Annotated in this window: 17 protein-coding genes and 1 pseudogene; 9 read left to right on the top strand and 9 right to left on the bottom strand. The window is 74.8% G+C overall.

What is annotated here, in order from left to right; genetic code table 11:
• The first annotated feature begins 131 nt into the window (after window positions 1–131).
• Window positions 132–839 (top strand): TerD family protein, encoded by a 708-nt coding sequence (locus RM780_RS03570; protein WP_311628966.1) that lies wholly within the window; start codon window positions 132–134, stop codon window positions 837–839.
• A gap of 50 nt (window positions 840–889) precedes the next feature.
• Here the strand turns inward: RM780_RS03570 and RM780_RS03565 are convergent, their stop codons facing one another.
• The 5 genes from RM780_RS03565 to RM780_RS03545 form a co-directional block, all read right to left on the bottom strand.
• The gene (locus RM780_RS03565; protein ID WP_311628965.1) at window positions 890–1,642 is read right to left on the bottom strand and encodes a Tellurium resistance; all 753 of its coding nucleotides are present in this window, start codon (window positions 1,640–1,642) and stop codon (window positions 890–892) included.
• A gap of 187 nt (window positions 1,643–1,829) precedes the next feature.
• The gene (locus RM780_RS03560) at window positions 1,830–2,963 is read right to left on the bottom strand and encodes a DUF475 domain-containing protein (RefSeq protein ID WP_311628964.1); all 1,134 of its coding nucleotides are present in this window, start codon (window positions 2,961–2,963) and stop codon (window positions 1,830–1,832) included.
• Window positions 2,964–3,261: 298 nt separating this feature from the next.
• Window positions 3,262–3,864 carry a TerD family protein gene (locus RM780_RS03555; RefSeq protein WP_311628963.1) on the bottom strand — a complete coding sequence of 201 codons (603 nt, stop codon included), beginning with the start codon at window positions 3,862–3,864 and terminating at the stop codon, window positions 3,262–3,264.
• A gap of 139 nt (window positions 3,865–4,003) precedes the next feature.
• Window positions 4,004–4,462 (bottom strand): peroxiredoxin, encoded by a 459-nt coding sequence (locus RM780_RS03550; protein ID WP_311628962.1) that lies wholly within the window; start codon window positions 4,460–4,462, stop codon window positions 4,004–4,006.
• Window positions 4,463–4,643: 181 nt separating this feature from the next.
• On the bottom strand, window positions 4,644–5,078 hold the full coding sequence (locus RM780_RS03545; RefSeq protein WP_311628961.1) for a DUF3052 domain-containing protein: 435 nt from the start codon (window positions 5,076–5,078) through the stop codon (window positions 4,644–4,646).
• A gap of 300 nt (window positions 5,079–5,378) precedes the next feature.
• On the opposite strand from RM780_RS03545, the gene aceE reads away from it, so the two are divergent.
• From aceE to RM780_RS03530, 3 genes are all read left to right on the top strand, one after another.
• The gene (gene aceE, locus RM780_RS03540; RefSeq protein WP_311628960.1) at window positions 5,379–8,111 is read left to right on the top strand and encodes a pyruvate dehydrogenase (acetyl-transferring), homodimeric type; all 2,733 of its coding nucleotides are present in this window, start codon (window positions 5,379–5,381) and stop codon (window positions 8,109–8,111) included.
• Between the two features lie 729 nt (window positions 8,112–8,840).
• The gene (locus RM780_RS03535) at window positions 8,841–10,010 is read left to right on the top strand and encodes an alpha/beta hydrolase (RefSeq protein WP_394812877.1); all 1,170 of its coding nucleotides are present in this window, start codon (window positions 8,841–8,843) and stop codon (window positions 10,008–10,010) included.
• A gap of 95 nt (window positions 10,011–10,105) precedes the next feature.
• On the top strand, window positions 10,106–10,981 hold the full coding sequence (locus RM780_RS03530; protein WP_311628959.1) for a DUF4429 domain-containing protein: 876 nt from the start codon (window positions 10,106–10,108) through the stop codon (window positions 10,979–10,981).
• Between the two features lie 154 nt (window positions 10,982–11,135).
• On the opposite strand, the gene RM780_RS03525 is transcribed toward RM780_RS03530, so the two are convergent.
• The 3 genes from RM780_RS03525 to RM780_RS03515 all read right to left on the bottom strand — a co-directional run bounded on the left by RM780_RS03525 (window position 11,136) and on the right by RM780_RS03515 (window position 13,603).
• A complete protein-coding gene (locus tag RM780_RS03525) occupies window positions 11,136–12,155 on the bottom strand; it encodes an aldo/keto reductase (RefSeq protein ID WP_311628958.1) in 1,020 nt (339 codons plus the stop codon).
• A 32-nt stretch (window positions 12,156–12,187) separates the two neighbouring features.
• The gene (locus RM780_RS03520) at window positions 12,188–12,634 is read right to left on the bottom strand and encodes a MerR family transcriptional regulator (RefSeq protein ID WP_311628957.1); all 447 of its coding nucleotides are present in this window, start codon (window positions 12,632–12,634) and stop codon (window positions 12,188–12,190) included.
• A gap of 141 nt (window positions 12,635–12,775) precedes the next feature.
• Window positions 12,776–13,603 (bottom strand): TauD/TfdA family dioxygenase, encoded by an 828-nt coding sequence (locus tag RM780_RS03515; RefSeq protein WP_311628956.1) that lies wholly within the window; start codon window positions 13,601–13,603, stop codon window positions 12,776–12,778.
• Window positions 13,604–13,809: 206 nt separating this feature from the next.
• Here RM780_RS03515 and RM780_RS03510 point away from each other — a divergent pair, with 206 nt between their 5' ends.
• Window positions 13,810–14,646: a serine hydrolase domain-containing protein gene (locus tag RM780_RS03510; RefSeq protein ID WP_311628955.1), complete on the top strand. Its 837-nt coding sequence runs from the start codon at window positions 13,810–13,812 to the stop codon at window positions 14,644–14,646.
• A gap of 23 nt (window positions 14,647–14,669) precedes the next feature.
• A complete protein-coding gene (locus RM780_RS03505) occupies window positions 14,670–15,128 on the top strand; it encodes an acyl-CoA thioesterase (RefSeq protein ID WP_311628954.1) in 459 nt (152 codons plus the stop codon).
• A 52-nt stretch (window positions 15,129–15,180) separates the two neighbouring features.
• Here RM780_RS03505 and RM780_RS03500 read toward each other — a convergent pair whose 3' ends face one another.
• Entirely contained in the window at window positions 15,181–16,443 is a 1,263-nt protein-coding gene (locus tag RM780_RS03500) for an aminotransferase class I/II-fold pyridoxal phosphate-dependent enzyme (protein WP_311628953.1), read from the bottom strand.
• 176 nt (window positions 16,444–16,619) lie between these two features.
• Between RM780_RS03500 and RM780_RS03495 the strand changes: the two genes are divergently transcribed.
• From RM780_RS03495 to RM780_RS03485, 3 genes and pseudogenes are all read left to right on the top strand, one after another.
• Window positions 16,620–19,082, top strand: a complete 2,463-nt coding sequence (locus RM780_RS03495) for a glycosyltransferase (protein WP_394812883.1) — start codon at window positions 16,620–16,622, stop codon at window positions 19,080–19,082.
• A gap of 27 nt (window positions 19,083–19,109) precedes the next feature.
• On the top strand, window positions 19,110–20,048 hold the full coding sequence (locus tag RM780_RS03490; protein WP_311628951.1) for a sigma-70 family RNA polymerase sigma factor: 939 nt from the start codon (window positions 19,110–19,112) through the stop codon (window positions 20,046–20,048).
• Window positions 20,045–20,319, top strand: a pseudogene (locus tag RM780_RS03485) (hypothetical protein); the annotation flags it as partial. The gene RM780_RS03490 and the pseudogene RM780_RS03485, both read left to right, overlap by 4 nt.

Below are 20,319 nucleotides of genomic sequence, written 5' to 3'. Positions count from 1 at the left end.
CTTGCGTGGACGTGCCCCACGGTAGGGGGCGTGCTCTCCCGTGGCCGCCTCCCGCGTTCGGCGCACCGGATCCCCGGCAATCGTAAGCGGGGCATTGTTTCGTCAGTGTGGCCGCAGGCAGGATTCCTTCCATGACGCGTGCGCTGGAGAGGGGAGCGACTGTTCACCTTCCCGTTGCCGTGCTGCGCGCCGTGCTGCGGTGGGGCGATCCGCCGGGCGCGGGGCGGGGCGGGCCGGGGCTCGACCTCTCGGCGCTGCTGCTCGACGCGGGCGGCCGGGTGCGTTCCCAGGGGGACTTCGTCTTCTACAACCAGCCGCGGCACCCCACGGGGCTGGTGCGGCGGCTGCCGCGGCGGCGGGACGCGGAGGGGCGGCGGGAGACGGTGGAGGCGGAGCTGGGGCGGCTGGACGCGGGGGTGCGGCGGGTGGTGCTGGCCGCCTCGGCGGACGGCGGGTTCGCGGGGGTGCGCGGGGCGCGGCTGCTGCTGCACGACGCGGCGGCGCCGGCTCCGGCGCCGGTGCTCGCGCTGCTGGCACTGGCCCCGGGCGAGGGGGAAACGGCCGTGGTCTGCGGCGAGTTGCGGCGCGCGGCGGGCGGCTGGGACTTCCGCGCGGGCGGCGCGGGCTACACCGGCGGCCTCCCCGCCCTGGCCGCCTCCTACGGCATCGCCCCGGCGGGCCGCGCCCCGTCCTCACCACCGGCCGGAACGCCCCCGGTCCGCGCCGCGGCTCCCGGGCCCCCGCCGCACGCCACCGACGGCGCCGCCCCGTCCTACGGCTACCCTCAGCCCGACCCCGCCTTCACCCTCCCGCCCCAGGGTCCGCAGTTCTTGAATTGAGCGGGGCCCGAGTTGAGCGGGGCCTGCCGCGGGGCGCGAGGCGCGGGATTCTAGGCCCGCGCCCGGCCCTCCTTCTTGCCGAGGCCCCAGGACATGCCCCAGCCGTAGAGGCGGTCGATCTCGGACTGGAAGCCGTAGACGTACTTGACCTCGCGGCGGGCGACAAGGCGGCCCTTCTGGGGCTCGATGAGGGCCACCGCGCAGGAGCGGGCGCCGGAGGCCGGATCGGTGAGACCTATCTCGATGTTCTGGCCGGCCGCCGAGACGAGGGTGACGACCGCGTCGGCGCGGTCGAAGGCGGGCACCCCGTCGTAGATGTAGACGAAGACGAGGAGCCGCTTGAACTGGTCGGCGTGGTCGAGGTTGATGTAGAGGTTCTCGCCCGAGCCGGTGCCGAAGCGGTCGTCGCCGCTGAGCTTGATATACGGCGGGTCCGTGAAGTCGCCCAGCAGCCCGCCCAGGGCCTGCACGACGCCCCGCGAGCCGTCCTGCAGCTCGTAGAGGCAGGCCAGGTCGAAGTCGATGGTGGCCACGCCCTGCGAGTGCCCCTGGATCTCGGCCGGCTTGAAGATCTCCAGCGGCCGGCGCCACAGCGGCGAATCGCTGGAGCGGCCGAAGTCGGAGGTGCGCATCCGCCAGGACAGCTCGACGCGCAGCGTGCCGGTCTCGGCGCCCTCGGCGGTGAGCGGGGCGGTGGGGTTGCGCCGGGTCAGCTCGACCGCGTAGGTCGACATGCCGCCGACCGTGTCGAACTTCTGCCTGGCCCCGCCGCTGTTCCGCCAGTACGACCACAGGGAGGACATGGCCAACCCACCTCTTCGTGAATGCGCGAATGCGTGAACTCGCGGGCCTGCTCGGGGTGAACGCGCGCACGCGCGTGCGCGGCGGGCCCCGTGACACGGCGGACCCGGGCCCCGGGGCAATCCTTCCCGTGCCCGGGCCCGCCTCACACGTGGGGCCGGCTCACACGTGGGCCGGCGGCCCGGCCCGTCAGACGCTGACCGTGGGTTTCTCGGCCCCCGGCTCGCCCGAGGCTGCGTCGAGGCGGTTCTGCCGCACCGAGGACCAGAACGCGGCGCCGATCAGGCCGACGCCGACCAGGCCGGTGACGACCTCGGGCAGGTGCCAGCGGATGGAGATCAGCAGCATCACGGCCAGCGCGCCGATCGCGTAGTGCGCGCCGTGCTCCAGGTACCGGTAGTCGTCCAGGGTGCCCTGGCGGACCAGGTAGATGGTCAGCGACCGGACGTAGAGAGCGCCGATGCCCAGGCCCAGGGCCATCCAGAAGATCTCGTTGGTGATGGCGAACGCCCCGATCACGCCGTCGAAGGAGAACGACGCGTCCAGCACCTCCAGGTACAGGAACAGGAAGAACGCCGCCCGGCCGGCCAGGCCGACCGCGCTGGGCTGCTTCCCGGCCCGGGCCGCGGCCTCCTCGGCCTCGGCCAGCCGCTCCTCGTCCTCCTCCAGGCGGTTCTCGAAGTAGCCCGAGAGGCCGCCGACGATCAGGTACGTCAGCAGGCCGGCGAGGCCGGAGAGCAGCACCGTCTCGGACTCGTCCGAGTGGTGGCCGCCGTGCTGGTACGCCTGGGAGGCGACGGTGGTCGCGGTCAGCAGCAGGGCGGCCAGGGCCACGCCGACGGAGAAGGCGTCGATCTTGCCGAGCCGGGCCAGCGGGCGCTCCAGCCAGCGCAGCCAGACGATCTCCCGCTCCTCGAAGACGAAGTTGAGGAAGATCATCAGCAGGAACATGCCGCCGAAGGCCGCGATGGAGGGGTGGGCGTCGGTGACCATCTCGGAGTAGCGGTCCGGGTCGTCCACCGCCAGCTCCACGGCCTCGATGGGCCCGACGGAGGCGGTCAGCGAGACGATGACGACGGGGAAGACCAGCCGCATGCCGAAGACGGCGATGAGGATGCCGACCGTCAGGAAGATGCGCTGCCAGAACTCGTTCATCCGCTTCAGCACGCCGGCGTTGACCACGGCGTTGTCGAACGAGAGGGAGATCTCCAGGACGGAGAGGATCGCCACCACCGCGAACGCCTCCCAGCCCCAGAAGTACAGGGCGGCGAGAAGGCCGATGGCGGTGAAGGCGAAGGACCAGCCGAAGGTTCGCAGAATCACAAGTTGTCCAGTCTCCCGCGCGGGGGCGCGGATGTGCGGGCGGTTGTCGGCGGTCGGTTCTCCCCGGGGCCCCCATGTGCCAGCGGGGAGTGTACCCGGCGCGCGCCGGAGGGGGCGGGGCCGACCCCGTCCCGTCCGCCGGCCGGAGCACCCACGCCGGCATTCCCTCACGCCGCCCCGGCGTGGCGGTCTCCCGGCCGCCGTGCCCACCAACGCTCCGGCGCGCCGCGGAGTTCCCCCGCCCGGGTCGTACGCCGGTGGGCGGAGGCGCGCGCGGCCCCGCGCGACGGGCGCTCGGCTAGACGTTCACGCCGTAGTCGAGGGCGATGCCGCGCAGGCCGGAGGCGTAGCCCTGGCCGATGGCGCGGAACTTCCACTCGCCGTTGTGGCGGTACAGCTCCCCGAAGATCATCGCGGTCTCCGAGGAGGCGTCCTCGGTCAGGTCGTAGCGGGCCAGCTCTCGGCCGTCGGCCTGGTTGACGATGCGGATGTAGGCGCCGGTGACCTGGCCGAAGTTCTGGTGGCGGGAGTCGGCGTCGTAGATCGAGACGGGGAAGACCACCCGGTGGACCTCGGGGGCCATGCCGGCCAGGTCCACGCGGATCTCCTCGTCGTCCCCGCCGCCCGCGGGGCCCGCGCCGGCCGTCGCGGAGCCGACCAGCTCGTCGCCCAGGTGCTCGACGGTGCCGTCGGGCGAGGAGAGGTTGTTGAAGAAGACGAAGTGCTGGTCGCTGAGGACCTTGCCCCTGGCGTCGGTCAGCAGGGCGCTGGCGTCCAGGTCGAAGTCGGCGCCGGTGGTGGTCCTGGCCTGCCAGCCCAGGCCCACGGTGACGGCGGTGAGGTTCGGCGCCTGCTTGGTCAGCGAGACGTTGCCGCCCTTGCTGAGGCTGACCCCTGCCACGGGGCCTCCCTTCCTTCGGCCGGGGCGTGCGGGCCCCGGTGGTGAGCGTGCGCGGTTGCGCCGGGCGCGTGGGCCCCGGCCTGGCCCGGCCGGGGCGGCGCCCCGGTCCGGAAGGATTCCCCCGGACCGGGGCGGCGATTCACAGAGTGGCGAGGGCGCTGACGTAGTCGTTCAGGTCGCGCGCGTCGGGCAGGGCGTTGACGACCGTCCAGCGGACGACGCCCTCCTTGTCGATGATGAAGGTGCCGCGCACCGCGCAGCCCTTGTCCTCGTCGAAGACGCCGTAGGCGCGGGAGACCTCGCCGTGCGGCCAGAAGTCGGAGAGCAGGGGGTACTCCAGGCCCTCCTGCTCCGAGAAGACGCGCAGCGCGAAGGGGCTGTCGTTGGAGACGGCGAGGAGCTGGGTGTCGTCGTTGACGAACGCCGGGAGCTCGTCGCGCAGGGCGCACAGCTCGCCGGTGCACACGCCGGTGAAGGCGAAGGGATAGAAGAGCAGGACCACGTTCTTGGCGCCGCGGTAGTCCGCGAGGCCGACGGTCTGGCCGTGCTGGTTCCGCAGCCGGAAGTCGGGGGCCTTGGTGCCGGGCTCGATCGCCATGGGCGGGTAATCCGTTTCCCTGTCGGGGACATGGGTGACGCGCCACAGCCTACGCCGCTTCGGTTCGCGCGGATCCGGCCACCCGGGGTGGCGCCCGCGGGCGGGCCGGGGCGGCACAGAGCGGAGCGGGGCCGGGCCCGGGGCGTCCCGGGGCCCGGCCCGGCGGGCGGGGCCGCGCGCGTTACTTCCTGCCGGCCGCCTTGGGCGTGACCAGGCGGCTGCCGGACCAGTCCTTGCCGGCGCTGACGCTGCTGGTGCGGGCCAGGCCGGCGGTGGTCGCCGCCTCGCCGATCTCGCTCGGCTCGACGTAGCCCTCGCGGCCGGTCTTCGGCGTCAGCAGCCACACCGGCGCCCCGGGGTCGATCAGCGTCGTGGCATCCACCAGCGCGTCGGTGAGGTCGCCGTCGTCCTCGCGGAACCACAGCACCACCGCGTCGGCCACGTCGTCGTACGTCTCGTCGACGAGCTCCTGGCCCGTGATGGCCTCGATTCCCTCGCGGAGATCCTGATCGGCGTCCTCGTCGTAGCCGATCTCCTGGACCACCTGGCCGGGCTGGAATCCCAGCTTCGCGGCGGGATTGGTCCGCTCCTCCGCGTGGTCCGCGGTCGCGCTCACGGATTGCTCCTGTCCCTCAAGTCGGAAAATTCGGGTCGCCCGCGCGTGCGCGCGGCTTGGGCGTAGTCCACACGGGCGGGACGGATCGCGCAAGTACCCGGCCGCCGAGCCCGGCCAAACGTTGACGCCCCGGACGCGCCGCAGGCCGGGGCGCGCGGGGGGCGCGGGGCGTTCTCCACGGTGCGTGACGGCTGCGGGCCCCCGGTTACCGCTCGGTAGAGATGACGTTTCGCCTTTCGAGGTCCACGATGGAGGCGGCGCGACACATGCAGAGCAGACAACTCACAGTGAAGGAACAGCGTGGCTTCCGGATCAGATCGCAACCCGATCATCATTGGTGGCCTTCCCAGCCAGGTCCCGGATTTCGATCCCGAGGAGACCCGGGAGTGGCTCGACTCGCTCGACGCGGCCGTCGACGAGCGAGGCCGGGGACGGGCTCGCTACCTCATGCTCCGCCTGATCGAGCGCGCCCGTGAGAAGCGGGTGGCCGTGCCCGAGATGCGCAGCACGGATTACGTCAACACCATCGCGACCAAGGACGAGCCGTTCTTCCCCGGCAACGAGGAGGTCGAACGCAAGATCCTGAACGCGACCCGCTGGAACGCGGCCGTGATGGTCTCGCGCGCCCAGCGCCCCGGGATCGGGGTCGGCGGGCACATCGCCACCTTCGGCTCCTCGGCCTCTCTCTACGACGTCGGCTTCAACCACTTCTTCCGCGGCAAGGACGGCGGGGAGAGCGGCGACCAGATCTACTTCCAGGGGCACGCGTCCCCGGGGATCTACGCCCGCGCCTTCCTGCTGGACCGCCTCTCCGAGGGGAACCTCGACGCGTTCCGGCAGGAGCGCTCCAAGGCCCCGCACGGCCTCTCCAGCTATCCGCACCCGCGGATGATGCCGGACTTCTGGGAATTCCCGACCGTCTCCATGGGCCTGGGCCCGATCAGCGCGATCTACCAGGCCCGGATGAACCGCTACATGCACGCCCGCGGCATCAAGGACACCTCGCGCTCGCACGTGTGGGCGTTCCTGGGCGACGGCGAGATGGACGAGCCCGAGTCGCTGGGCCAGCTCTCCCTGGCCGCCCGCGAGGGCCTGGACAACCTCACCTTCGTGGTGAACTGCAACCTCCAGCGCCTCGACGGCCCGGTCCGCGGCAACGGCAAGATCATCCAGGAGCTGGAGTCCGTCTTCCGCGGCGCCGGCTGGAACGTGATCAAGCTCATCTGGGACCGCTCCTGGGACCCGCTGCTGGCCCAGGACCGCGACGGCGTGCTGGTCAATAAGCTCAACACCACGCCGGACGGCCAGTTCCAGACCTACGCCACCGAGACCGGCGCGTACATCCGCGACCACTTCTTCGGCGGCGACCAGCGCCTGCGGGCCATGGTCGCGAACATGTCCGACGACCAGATCCTGCACCTGGGCCGCGGCGGCCACGACCACCGCAAGGTGTACGCCGCGTACAAGGCGGCGCTGGAGCACCAGGGCCAGCCGACCGTGGTCCTGGCGCAGACGGTCAAGGGCTGGATGCTGGGGCCGAACTTCGAGGGCCGCAACGCCACCCACCAGATGAAGAAGCTGACGGTGGCCGACCTCAAGGGCTTCCGCGACCGCCTGAAGCTGCCCATCCCCGACCGCGACCTGGAGTCCGGCCTGCCGCCGTACTACCACCCGGGCCCGGACTCGGAGGAGATCCAGTACATGCACGACCGCCGCCGGGAGCTGGGCGGCTACGTCCCCACCCGCGTGGTGCGCGCCAAGCCCCTTCGGCTCCCGGGCGAGAAGGCGTACGCGGCGGTGCGCAAGGGCTCGGGGCAGCAGCAGGTAGCCACGACGATGGCCTTCGTGCGGCTGCTGAAGGACCTGATGCGGGACAAGGAGATCGGCAAGCGCTTCGTGCCGATCGCGCCGGACGAGTACCGCACCTTCGGCATGGATTCGCTCTTCCCCTCGGCCAAGATCTACAACCCGCTGGGGCAGGTCTACGAGTCGGTGGACCGCGAGCTGCTGCTGTCGTACAAGGAGGCCCCCGACGGGCAGATGCTGCACGACGGGATCACCGAGGCGGGCTGTACGGCCTCGCTGATCGCGGCGGGCTCGGCGTACGCCACACACGGCGAGCCGCTGATCCCGGTGTACGTCTTCTACTCGATGTTCGGCTTCCAGCGCACGGGCGACCAGTTCTGGCAGATGGGCGACCAGCTCGCGCGCGGCTTCGTGCTGGGCGCGACCGCCGGGCGCACGACCCTGACCGGCGAGGGCACGCAGCACGCGGACGGGCACTCGCACCTGCTCGCCTCGACGAACCCGGCGTGCGTGGCGTACGACCCGGCGTTCGGCTACGAGATCGCGCACATCGTGCGGGACGGCCTGCGCCGGATGTACGGCGAGAACGCGGAGGACGTCTTCTACTACCTCACCGTCTACAACGAGCCGATCGCCCAGCCCGCGGAGCCGGACGGGGTGGACGTGGAGGGCATCCTCAAGGGCCTGTACCGGTACCGGGCCGGGGAGGCCGGGTCCATCCCGGCGCAGATCCTCGCCTCCGGCGTGGCCGTGCCGTGGGCCGTGGAGGCCCAGCGCATCCTCGCCGAGGAGTGGGACGTGCGGGCCGACGTGTGGTCGGCCACCTCGTGGAACGAGCTGCGCCGCGAGGCCGTGGCCGTCGAGGAGCACAACCTGCTGCACCCGGAGGAGGAGCAGCGGGTGCCGTACGTCACGCGCGCGCTGCAGGACGCTCAGGGGCCGGTCCTGGCCGTCTCGGACTGGATGCGGTCCGTTCCCGACCAGATCGCGCGCTGGGTGCCGGGGCCGTACCAGTCGCTGGGCGCCGAGGGCTACGGCTTCGCGGACACCCGCGGCGCGGCACGGCGGTTCTTCCACATCGACACGCAGTCGATCGTGGTGGGCGTGCTGACCGAGCTGGCCCGCCAGGGCCGCATCGACCGCTCGGCGCTGAAGCAGGCCATCGACCGCTATCAGCTCCTCGACGTCTCCGCCGCCGACCCGGGCCCGGCGGGCGGCGACGCGTAGCCCTCCCCGGGCGGGCTTGCCCCGCTCCCACGGCGCCCGCCGGCTCCGCCCGGCGGGCGCCGTGCTGTGCCCTGGCCGGGCGGGCGGGCCGCCGCACTCGCCTTCGGCCGACGGGGGCTGCCGCCCGGTGGGGTCGTGCTTGGCGCCGGGGTCACCTCCCGCCGCCGTACGCCCCGGGCTTCCGCCCGGTCGCGGGACCCGGCGGTCGGGGCCGTCCCCCGGAAAGCGGCCGGGCGCCTCCGCGTCAGCCGCCGGCCGGCCGGGGCTGCCGCCCCGATGGGGCCGCAGGCTTTCGCCCGGCGACCGCGCTCTTCGTAGGCCGTGACGGGCGGCCCGGCGGGGGCCGGGACGGCCACCTATGATGGCTCGGCAGTGCTGAGCAACTGTTCCTCCCCCACCGTTCCGTCCGCCCGGACGGGGGCGCAAGGTCCCGCCGCGCCACCGCCCGCGCGGCTGTCGCCGCCCCCACGGTCCCGGCCCCCGGACGGGGAGGCACCGGCGACGGCCGTGCCGCCGTCGGCCGCGGGCCCGCCTCCGGCGGAGACCGCGGAGACCGCGGAGACCGCGCGGCGCGCGACGGCCATGGGCCCGGCGTCCCTGCCCGCGCAGCGGCCGGCTCCCCCCGCGCCGGCCCGGCCGACCGTGGCGAAGGCCCCAGGCGCCTCGCGGCCTCCGGTCGCGCCCGCGCGGTGGGCCGTCGCGAGGCGCACACTTCCCGTACTGGCCGTCGTGTTCGTCGTGCTGGCCGGGGCCGGGTGGGTGGTGGCGGGGGAGGGGGCGGAGCCGGGGGTGTACGAGCGGCAGCTCGCGGCCTGGGGGCGGGGGGCGGCCGGAGGGCGGGCGTTGCCCGATCCCGAGGCGGAACCGGCGAGGATCGCGCGGTACTTCGCCGGCCTGACGCCCGCCCAGCGTGCGGGGCTGGCCGAGCGCTACCCCCTCGTCGTGGGCAACCTGCCCGGCGCGCCCCTGGCGCTGCGCTACCGCGCCAACCGGCTGGCCATCGAGGACGCGCGCCGCGAGGAACGGGGCCGGATGCGTGACGAACGCCTCTCCCCCGCCGGCCGGCACGAGGCGGGCCGCCGCATGCACCGGCTGGAGTCGATGCTGCGCCCGGAGCGGCGTTTCCTGGCCTTCGACCCCACGGGCCGGGGCCGGGCCGCCGAGGTCTTCGGGGACCTGGAGCGCGCCGCCCGGATCTCCCTCGTCGTCCCCGGCGCGGACACCGAACTCCTCACCTTCGAACGCACCCGCGGCCGGCACACCGCCCCCTCCGGCATGGCCCGGGCCCTCTACCGGCAGGAACGCGTGCAGCGGCCCGGCGCTCTGCGCACGGCCGTCATCGCCTGGGCCGACTACGACGCGCCCGACGGCCTGACCATGTCCGCGGCCATCGCCGCCCCGGCCGCCGCGGGCGCCGAGCGGCTGGCCGAGGCCGTGCGCGCGCTGCCGGGGCGGGTTCCGGTCGCGCTGTTCTGCCACTCCTACGGCTCGGTGGTCTGCGGCGTTGCCGCGCCCCGGCTGCCCGGCCGCATCACCGACATCGCCGTGACCGGCAGCCCCGGCATGCGCGCCGAGGACGTGAACGGCCTGCGCACCGGCGCGCGGGTGTGGGCGCTGCGGGCGGAGGGCGACTGGATACGGGAGGTGCCGCACCTGGCCATCGGCCCGCTGGGTCACGGCGCGGACCCGGCGGCCCCGGAGTTCGGGGCGCACGTGCTGAGCGCCGCCGGCTCCGAGGGCCACAGCGGCTACTACGAGCCGGGTACCGAGAGCCTGCGGAACCTGGCGCGGGTGGGCGCGGGCGAGGTGGAGGAGGTCACCTGCGCGCCGGGGGCGCCCTCGTGCGCGCCGTTCACACGCTGCGCGCGCGAGGGAAGGGCGCGGGAACGCCCCGCCTGAGCGGGTCTTCGAATGCGCTTCTGGCAGGAACACACCAGGAACACACCCGCGCGGAGGCCGCCGTTTCGTCCGACGCGCCGCATACGATGAGCCGCATGGGTGATGTGCTGGCCGGAATCCACGCGAGGTGGGAATTCGAGACCGACGCCGTGCTCATCCGCTTCGAACGGGGAATACGCACGCCGAAGCTCTTCCAGGTCCTGGGCGAGCGCCGTATCCCTTACGAGGCGCTGAGTTCGGTGGAGCTGGGCCCGGGGGCCCGCAAGGGCACCGTGGTGCTGCACGCCGTGCCGCGCCCGGGCGCCGACCCGCTGCTGGAGGCCGCCGCGGGCCAGTTGCGGCACGCCGCCGACCCCTACCGCCTGGTGCTGCCCTCCGAGCGCGAGACGCTCGCCGACTACTACGCCACCGAGCTGCGCACCGCCCTGGGCCCGGCCGCCGACGAGGAGGCCGAGGGGTACCTGGTGGCCGCGCCGCCCGCGCCGCTGCAGTTCAAGGCGTTCGACGGGAAGGTCTCCTTCGACGGGAAGGTGGTCTCCTTCCGCTGGTTCTGGACCGGGGCCTCCTCGGCGAAGTGGAAGGCCGGGGACCAGTCCTTCCCCGTCGGGGAGCTGGCGGGCGTGGAGTGGCGCTCCCCCGAGATATCCGGCGGCCACCTGCGGCTGCGCCGGCGCGGCGCGGACGGCGCCCCGGCGGAGGCGGGCGGCCCGGCGGACCAGGACCCGGCCGCCGTGGTCTTCGGCCTGGGCTACGGCCTGGTGCACGAGTCGCTGCCGCTGGCGGCGGCCGTTCTGGAGGCGGTGCGGGCCGCCGAGCCGGCCGGCACCGACCTCCTGGAGGGCCGCCCCCGCCGCTCCGACCCGGCCGACATCGCCAACCGCATCCGGCACTTGGGCGAGCTGCACTCGGCGGGCCTGCTCACCGACGAGGAGTTCACCCGGAAGAAGTCGGAGCTGCTGGCGGAGCTGTGAGGCGGCACCCCTGACGCGGGGCCGGTGACGCGGGGCCGGTGACGCGGGGCCGGTGACGCGGCCCCGGCCGCCGCCCGCGTTCCCGGGGGAACGGCGGCGAGGGCCGGGGCCGCTGGTGATCCGTCCAGTGGCGGCTACCCGCGGGGCGCGGGGACTACTCGCGCCCGGCGGAGGTAAAGGACATGTCCGGGTAGCGCGTGCCGGCGACCTTCTCGGCGATGCCGTCCAGCGTGGCCAGTTCCTCCGCGCTCAGGCGGATGCGGCTGGCGGCGGTGTTCTCCTCCACGCGGGAGCGGCGGCGGGTGCCCGGGATCGGGATGACCGTCAGGTCCTGCCAGACCTCGGCCTGCTGGTGGACCCAGGCCAGGGCGATCTGCCCCGGGGTCGCGCCGTGCGCGGCGGCGATGGCCCGCAGCGGCTCCAGCAGGGCGGCGTTGGCCACGGCGTTGGCGCCGTTGTACCGCGGCTGCATCCGGCGGAAGTCGTCGGAGGTCAGCTCGGCCGAGGCGTCCGCGAACGACCCGGTCAGGAAGCCGCGGCCCAGCGGGGAGTAGGGGACGAACGCCACGCCCAGCTCCTGCGCGGCGGGCACGGCCGTGCGCTCCACGTCCCGGGAGAAGACGGACCACTCGGACTGGACGGCGGCGATGGGGTGGACGGCGTGCGCGGCGCGCAGCTCGGGCCCGGTGACCTCGCTCAGCCCGAGGTGCCTGACCTTGCCCTCCTTCACCAGCTCGGCCATCGCGCCGACGGTCTCCTCGATGGGGACGCCGGGGTCGCGGCGGTGCATGTAGTAGAGGTCGATCACGTCCACGCCCAGGCGGCGCAGGCTGTTCTCGGCGCTCTCGCGGATGTAGGGCGGGTCGTTGCGCACGCCGCGCTTGGCGGGGTCCTCGCGGTCCATGACGATGGCGAACTTGGTCGCGATGGTGACCTCGTCGCGGTGGGCGCGGAAGAAGGGCGAGAGGAAGGTCTCGTTCTCGCCGAAGCCGTACATGTCGGCGGTGTCGTACAGGGTGACGCCCAAGTCGAGGGCGCGGTCCAGGGTGGCGCGCGCCTCGTCGGCGTCCGTGGGCCCGTAGGCGAAGCTCATGCCCATGCAGCCCAGGCCCTGGACGCCGACCTCGGGTCCGGCGTTGCCCAGCGTGGCGGTGGCGATGGTGGGAGTGCTCATTGGGTGTGGTGGGCCTTTCCGTCCGTACCCGGTCAGCTGTACAGGTCGATCTTGTAGTCGAGCACGGCGAGCGTGCTGCGCAGCTCCTCGATGCGGTCCAGGACGCTCTGCCGGGTGGCGACCAGCAGGGCGCGGCGTTCCGCGTAGGTGTGCTCGCCCTGACGCACCAGGTCGGCGTAGCGGACCATGTCCGCCACGGCCATCCCGGTCAGCCGGAGCTTGTTGACCAGGGCCAGCCAGCTCACGTCCTTGTCGCTGTAACGGCGCTGCCCGGTGTGGGAGCGGTCGATGTGCGGCATCAGCCCGATACGTTCGTACCAGCGCAGGGTGTGCACGCTCAGCCCCGTGTGCGCCGAGACCTCGCTGATGGTGTACCGGTCCCGGCCCTCCGGGAGCGGGCGCAGGCCCGGCCCCCGGTCGCAGCCCTCGGGCTCCTCGCCGATCAGGTCCGGTGCCTGCTCCTGCCGTGTCAGGGTCATACCTGCACGCTAAAACCCTGGAGTGCGCTCCATGCAAGCCTCGCCGGGCGGAAGGTGCCGGTTGGCCCGGGATGTTCACCGCTCGGTCACCGCGCCCGCGCGGGGCGTCGGCCACCGGCGGGGGTCAGGCGGCGGACCGGTTCAGGCGGCGGACCGGGGGGCGATGAAGTCGAGGGGGCCCTCGGGGACGGCGACGGCCTCGGTGGACCAGCCCCAGATCGAGCAGACGCGGCGGCGTGGGTCGCTGTGGCCGTCCCGGCCGTGCAGGACGCGGTAGTTGTCGACGCAGATCAGGTCGCCCGCCTCGGCGCGGAACATCGGCCCGGTGTCCCGGGCGCGGACGACCGCCTCCTCCCAGGCGCGCACCAGCGGCCAGTGCGCCGCCTCGCGCTCCCCGGGGGCGGGCGAGAGGTAGGGGTGGTAACGGCCCTGGAAGCGGCCGGAGCGGGTCATCCGGACGATGGGGGCCAGGGTGTCCTGGGGGTGGTGGGGCTCGGAGTGGTCCACGGGGACCTCGCGGCAGAAATCCGCCAGGGCGACGGTCTCCTCGGCGGCGGCGAGCAGGGCGATCAGGCGCCGGGTGTCGATGAGGAAGGACTCCCCGCCGCGCTCGGCCGGGCGTTCGCACCACAGGAAGAGGTAGTCGGGGGCCAGGTCGCCGAACGCGAAGCCGTCGTTGTGGGCCACCATCCGCTCATCGGTCGGCGCGAAGGCGCGGGTGCGGCCCCGGGCGTCGGGCGGCTGGGCGGCGAGGGTCCGGCCCTCGCGCTCCTGCCGCTCCTTGGTGGCCTCGATCTGGGTGCCGATCCGCACGGCCCTGGCGCCCATCACGCGGCGGCCGAACGCGACGGCCTCCGCCTCGCCGGCCACCCCCGGGACCAGGGCCGCGCCCTCGGCGGCGATCGCCTCCCTGGCCTCCCGGGGCCCGGAGACCCTGCTGGGCACGAAGCCCGCCGCACTGAGATCCATCCCACAGCCTCCTGCCCACGCCTTGCCGGAACGTCCCGCGCCTGCCGGACCGGTGCGCACCCGCCGCGCCTCCCGGACCCGCCACCCCTCCCGGTCGCTCGGCCCGGGCGCGCGGCGCCGGCCGTTCAGCCCGCGCCTGGACGCTAGATACCCGCTGTTTCGACCGCGTATCGGCCGTGTCAGACCCCCGCGCTACGCTCGGACCCATGCTGATCCGCAGCCTGGAGCTGATCGACGCCTGGCCCGTGGGGACGGCCGCCGCCGCGGTGCTCACCGCGGACGGCGGGGACGCCCGGCGCGGGCCGCAGGACCGGCCGTTCCCGCTGGCCTCGGTGACCAAGCCGCTGGCCGCGTACGCGGTCCTGATCGCCGTGGAGGAGGGCGCGGTCGAGCTGGACCAGCCGGCCGGGCCGCCCGGCTCCACGGTCCGCCACCTGCTGGCGCACGCCTCCGGGCTGGCCTTCGACGAGCACCGGGAGATGGCCGCGCCGGGCACCCGCCGGCTGTATTCCAACGCCGGGTTCGAGGTGCTGGGCGAGCACGTGGCCAAGGCCGCCGGGATGCCCTTCGGGGAGTATCTGCGCCAGGCCGTGCTGGAGCCGCTGGGCATGAGCGGCACCGAGCTGTCCGGCTCGCCCGCCAGGGACGGGGTCTCCACGGCGGCCGACCTCGCGCGCTTCGCCGCCGAGCTGCTGGCCCCCCGGCTGCTCGACCCGCGCACGCTGGCCGAGGCCACCTCCGTCGTCTTCCCGGGGCTGAACGGCGTGCTCCCCGGCTTCGGCCACCAGCGGCCGAACGACTGGGGCCTGGGCTTCTCCCTGCGCGGCCACAAGTCGCCGCACTGGACCGGGTCCTCCTCCTCGCCCCGCACCTTCGGGCACTTCGGCCAGTCCGGCACCTTCCTGTGGGTGGACCCGGACGCCGCCGCCGTGCCCGCGGCCTGCGTCGTGCTCACCGACCGGGCCTTCGGCTCCTGGGCCGCCGAGGCGTGGCCCGCCTTCACCGACGCGGTGCTCGCCGAGCTGGCCGCCCCCGCGTCCTGACCTCCCCCGAACGGATCGGCACCATGACCACCACCCCGTCCGCCCCGTCCGCCTCCTCCGGCGCGCCCTTCGCGGTCCGCGTCACCGTGCGCGGCTACGAGACCGACACCCAGGGCCACCTCAACCAGGCCGTCTACCTGCAGTACTGCGAGCACGCCCGCTGGTCGCTGCTGGAGGCGGCCGGGATACGCCAGGCCGACCTGCTCGCCCAGGGCATCGGCCCCGTCGTCCTGGAGAACCGCATCCGGTACCACCGGGAGCTGCGCGCCGGCGACGAGGTGGACGTGAGCTGCGCCTTCACCTGGGGCGGGGGGAAGGTCTTCCGCATCGAGCAGCGCATCACCACGGCCGAGGGCGAGACCTCGGCCGAGCTGACCAGCGTCGGCGGCATCCTGGACCTGAAGACCCGCCGCCTGGTCGCGGACCCGCTGGAGAGCTTCCGCACCCTGACCAAGAGCCCGCTGCTGCTGCCCGAGGGCTGACCCGCCGCCGGACCGTCACCGCGCCCGCCCCGCGGACCGTTCCCCGTTCCCCCTACCTCGGGAGAGCGGGCAGGGACGCGCGGGCGCGGGGAACGGCCGTGCGCGCCTGGGTGGCGAAGGCGTCCGCGATGACGGCCAGATGGCGTTCGGTGTGGGCGGCCGTCACCGAGAGGCGGATCATCGCGCGGCCGGGCGGGACCGCCGGGGGCAGGATGGCGTTCGCGAAGACCCCGGCGTCGAAGAGCCCCTGCCACAGCCGCAGGCAGGCCGCGTCGTCCCCGACGTGCACCGGCACCACGGGCATGAGGCTGCTCCCGGTGTCCCAGCCCAGCTCGCGCAGCAGGCGGTGCAGGCACGCGCTGAGCGCCAGGACGCGGCGGCGGCGCTCGGGCTCGGCGCGGACGATCCCCAGCGCGGCCAGGGCCGCGCCGACGGCCGCCGGGGGCGCGGCGGCCGAGAAGAGCACGGACCGGCCCCGGTGGCGCAGGTAGTCGATCACCTCCTCCGGCCCGGCGAGGAAGCCGCCGACCGAGCCGAAGCACTTGGAGAAGGTGCCGGTGATCAGGTCCACGGACCCCTCGGCGCCCAGCAGTTCGGCCGCGCCGCGCCCGTGCTCGCCCAGCAGGCCGATGTCGTGGGCGCCGTCCACGACCAGGCGCGCGGGGGCGGCTTCGGCGAGGGTCGCGGCCAGGCCGGGCAGGTCGGCCAGGTCGCCGCCCATGGAGAACAGGCCCTCGGTGACGGCCATCCGGCCCCCACGGACCCAGGCCCCGGTCCCAGCCGCGCTCCCGGTCCCGGTCCCGCTCGCGCCCAGCAGGCGGGCCAGGTCCGCCCGGTCGTTGTGGCGGAAGCGCAGGTGGCGGGCCTGCCCCAGCCGGGCGGCGTCGAGGAGGGAGGCGTGGCTGTGCTGGTCCAGCAGGAGCAGGTCGCCGCGGCCCAGGAGGCAGGCGAGGGCGAGGTTGGCCTGGAAGCCGGTGGTGGTGACCAGGGCCGCGGGCTGCCGCAGGAAGGCGGCGAGCTCGCCCTCCAGGCGCTCGTGCAGGGCGAGAGTGCCGTTCAGGAGCCGGGAGCCGGAGCAGGAGGTGCCGAAGCGGCGGAGCGCGGCGCCGCCCGCCTCGACGACCCGCGGGTCGGAGGCCAGGGCCAGGTAGTCGTTGGAGGCCGCGATCACGACCCGGCGCCCGTCGACCACGCCCTCGGCGCCGCCGCCGCTCTCCGTCAGCGGGCGGTAGTAGGGGTAGGTCCGCGCGGCGCGCGCCTCCCGAGCCGCCGTCCAGTCGCGGCACTTGGCGAAGATGTCTGCGGAGTCTGCCATCGTCCGTCCCTCCATGAGAGCCGCACGCTAGCCGAAGCACCGGCGCGGCCCGCCCCGCCCGGCCCGCTGACGGCGTTCGCCCGCGTGCGCCGTGTTGACAGCCGCCGTGCGGCCCCGCCCACCCGTGACGCAGGTCACACAACCTCCGGGGCGTCCGGGGCGGTCATGAGCACGTGCTGTGCGAAACACCCGAGACCCCCGGGACCCTGCCGACCGCCGCCGCCGAAGTGGACCTCACCGTGGTCATCCCGGCGTACAACGAGGAGCGGCGGCTGGGCCGGACGCTGGACCTGATCTGCCGCTACCTGCGCTCCTCGCCCGGCCGGCACGCGGCCTGGGAGGTGATCGTCTCCGACGACGGCTCGCGCGACGGGACAGCGGCCGTGGTGGAGGCGGCGTCCAGGGAGGAGCCGCGGGTGCGCCGCGTGGGCGGCGGCGGGCACAACCACGGCAAGGGGCACGCGCTGCGCCTGGGCGTGCTGGCCTCGCGCGGGCGCCGGGTGCTGGTGATGGACGCCGACCTGGCCACGCCCGTGGAGGAGCTGGCGGCGCTGCACGAGCGCCTGGACGCCGGATACGCGGCGGCCGTCGCCTCCCGCGCGCACCCGGGGGCGCGGATCGAGGTGCGCCAGCCGCGGCTGCGGCAGGCGCTGGGCCAGGCGGGGAACGTCCTGATCCGCGCCGTCGCGGTTCCGGGCCTGCGGGACACCCAGTGCGGCTTCAAGCTGTTCGAGGGCGAGCGCGCGCGGGCGGCGTTCTCCCGTTCCCGGCTGGACGGGTGGGGCATCGACGTCGAGATCCTGCGGGGATTCGGCCGGGCGGGCTGGCCGGTGGCGGAGGTGCCGGTGCGCTGGTCGCACCAGGTCGGCTCGAAGGTGCGGGCGGTGGACTACCTGCGGGTGCTGGGCGAGCTGGCGCGGCTGCTGACGCGCGGGCCCCGTCCGGCGGACCGGCTGGTCGTGGCGGGCTATCTGGCGCTCGCAGCCGTGCTGTTCGGCGGGCTGTGGGCGGACCTGGACGGCCGTTACCTGGTGGACGGCGGGCAGGACCAGACGCAGTGGGAGTGGTTCTTCGCGGTCACGGCCGACAACGTCCTGCACCTGCGCCTGGGCGACCTGCTGTTCACGACGCTCCAGAACGCCCCGCTGGGCGTGAACCTGATGGCGAACACCGCGATGTTCGGCCTGTCCGTGCCGCTGGCCCCGCTGACGGCCGTGCTGGGCCCGGAGGTCACGTGGGCGGTGGTGCTCACGGGCGGCCTGGCGGCCACGGCGGCGGCCTGGTACTGGCTGCTGCTGCGGCGCTTCGTGCGCTCCCGGTGGGCGGCGGCACTCGGCGGCGCGCTGTGCGCCTTCGGGCCGCCGATGGTCAGCCACGCCAACGCGCACCCCAACTTCGCGGTGCTCTTCATGATGCCGCTGATCGCGGACCGGGCGATGCGGCTGCGGAACGGGGCGGCCCGGGACGGCGTGCTGCTGGGCCTGTTCGCCGCCTACCAGGTCTTCCTCGGCGAGGAGGCCCTGCTGCTGGCGGCGGTGGGGCTGCTGCTGTTCGCCGTGGCCTGGGCGGCGGCCCGGCCCCGGGAGGCGCGGGCCGCGCTGCTGCCGGTGGCCCGGGGCCTGGCGGTGGCGGGGGGCGTGGCGGCGCTGCTGCTGGCGTACCCCCTGGCCTGGCAGTTCTTCGGGCCGCAGAGCTACACCGGGCTGGAGCACGGGCCCACGGGCAACTCCCCGCTGGCCATTGTGGAGTTCGCCGGGCGCTCGCTGGCCGGCGACGAGGCCACGGCCGACGCCCTGGCGCTGAACCGCACCGAGCAGAACGCCTTCCTCGGCTGGCCGCTGCTGGCGTTCGCCACCGTGGTGACGGCCTGGCTGTGGCGGGACGCGCGGGCCCGCGCCCTGGCGTTCACGGCCGCGGCGGCCGTGGTGCTCTCGCTGGGCCGGTCCATACCCGTGCCCGGCACGGGCGTCGAACTGCCGGGCCCGTGGCGGCTGGTGGACGGGCTGCCGCTGTTCGAGTCGGTCATCGAGTCGCGGATGGCGATGGCCGCCGTCCCGGCCCTGGGCATCCTGGTCGCGCTGGCCTGCGACGGCCTCGCGGCGACGCGGGACCGGGCGGTCCGGGTGGCGGGCTGGTCCGCGGTCGCGGCGGCGCTGGTGCCGATCGTTCCCACGCCCCTGGCCACGGACGAACGGCCGCCGGTCCCGGCGTTCGTCGCGGACGGCACCTGGCGGGAGTACCTGCCCGAGGGCCGGACGCTGGTGCCCGTGCCGCTGCCCGCGCCCCACGACGCCGCGGCCCTGCGCTGGCAGACCGTCGCGGACCTGGGCTTCGCCGTCCCCGGCGGGTACTTCGTCGGCCCGGCCGGGGAGGAGCGCCGGGGCGTGTACGGGCCGGTGCCGCGGCCCACGGCCGCGCTGCTGCGGGACGTCGCCGACACCGGGCTCGTACCGGAGATCGGGGAGGCGGAACGGGAGCGGGCGCGGCAGGACCTGGCGTTCTGGCGGGCCGGGCTGCTGGTCCTGTCCCCGCAACCGCGCGACGCCGCCCTGCGTGTCACCCTGCGGGCCCTGCTCGGCCAGGAGGAGAGGTGGGTGGGGGGCGTGTGGCTGTGGGAGGTGTCGCGGAAGGGGTCGTGACGGGGCGTGCGGCGGGATGAGAACGGCGTGGCGGCGTACACGGCCTACGTGGCGGCGCGGCTCCCGGCCCTGCGCCGCGTCGCGCACCTGCTGTGCCGCGACCCGCACCGCGCGGACGACGTCGTGCAGACCACGCTGACCCGCCTGTACGTCCACTGGCACCGTGCCTCGGCCGCCGCCGACCTCGACCGCTACGTGGACGCGATGCTGGTCCGCGCCTTCCTCAGCGAACAACGCCTCGCCTGGACCCGCGTCCGCCTCACCGGCGCCCCCCAGGAAACCCCCGGCCTGCCCCCCGCCCCCGCCACCCGCGACACGGAGACCCGCGCCGTGATCCACACGGCCCTCACCCGCATCCCCCCGCGCCAGCGCGCCGTCCTGGTCCTCCGCTTCCTGTGCGACCTCCCCGTGGCCGAGGTGGCCCGCATCCTCAACTGCTCCGAGGGCAACATCAAATCCCTCACCGCCCGCGGCCTGGGCCGCCTCCGGGAGCTGCTGTCGGTCTCCTTGCACCCGGCTTACGGCGAACGCCCGGGGCGGGGACGGCGGGAACCGGCCCGACGGCCGGCGTCGGCGGAAGGGGTGGCCGGGCGCACGGAGCGGGGCCGACGGCCGCCGTCGGCTGAGTGGCCGGGGCCGGCAGAACGCACGCAGCCGCAGCGACGGTCGCCGTCGGCTGAATGGTCGCGGCCGACAGAACCGGAGCGACGGCCGGCGTCGGCGAAACGGCCGCGGCAGGAGGAATGGCCCGCCGGGCGGCCGGAGTTGCCGGTAGGGCCGGACTGCACGGCCGGCCCGGGCCGACAGCCGATACGGGCAGAACGGCCGGACCCGGCGCAATGGGCGGCCCCGCGGCCGGAGCCGGGCGAACGGCCCACGTCGGCGGATGGGCGCGGTGCGCCGGGGGACACCCGCAAGGACGTTCCGGCGTCGCGTGAAACGGGATCGAAGGAGGGACGGCCGTGAACGCACCAGGCCCGGGCGGCCCGCCAGAAGGCCCCGGCCCGGACCTTCCGGACGAGCACGCGGCCCGCGAAGCGGCGTGGCTGCTCGCTGCCCTGCGCGCGGACGCCCCGCCGCCCGCCGGACCCGGCGTGAACGTGGCGCGGGCGATCACGGCGGGCGAGCGCCGGCTGCGCGCACGCCGGGTGGCGGTACCGGCCGCCGCCGCTGCGGCCCTGGCCACACTGACGGCCGGCCTGGCGGCCCTCCTCCCGGCCCTCACGGACACCCCAAC

It is taken from the genome of Streptomyces boetiae (assembly GCF_031845405.1).
Classification (GTDB): domain Bacteria; phylum Actinomycetota; class Actinomycetes; order Streptomycetales; family Streptomycetaceae; genus Streptomyces; species Streptomyces boetiae.
This window is presented reverse-complemented; position numbering and strand designations above follow the sequence as displayed.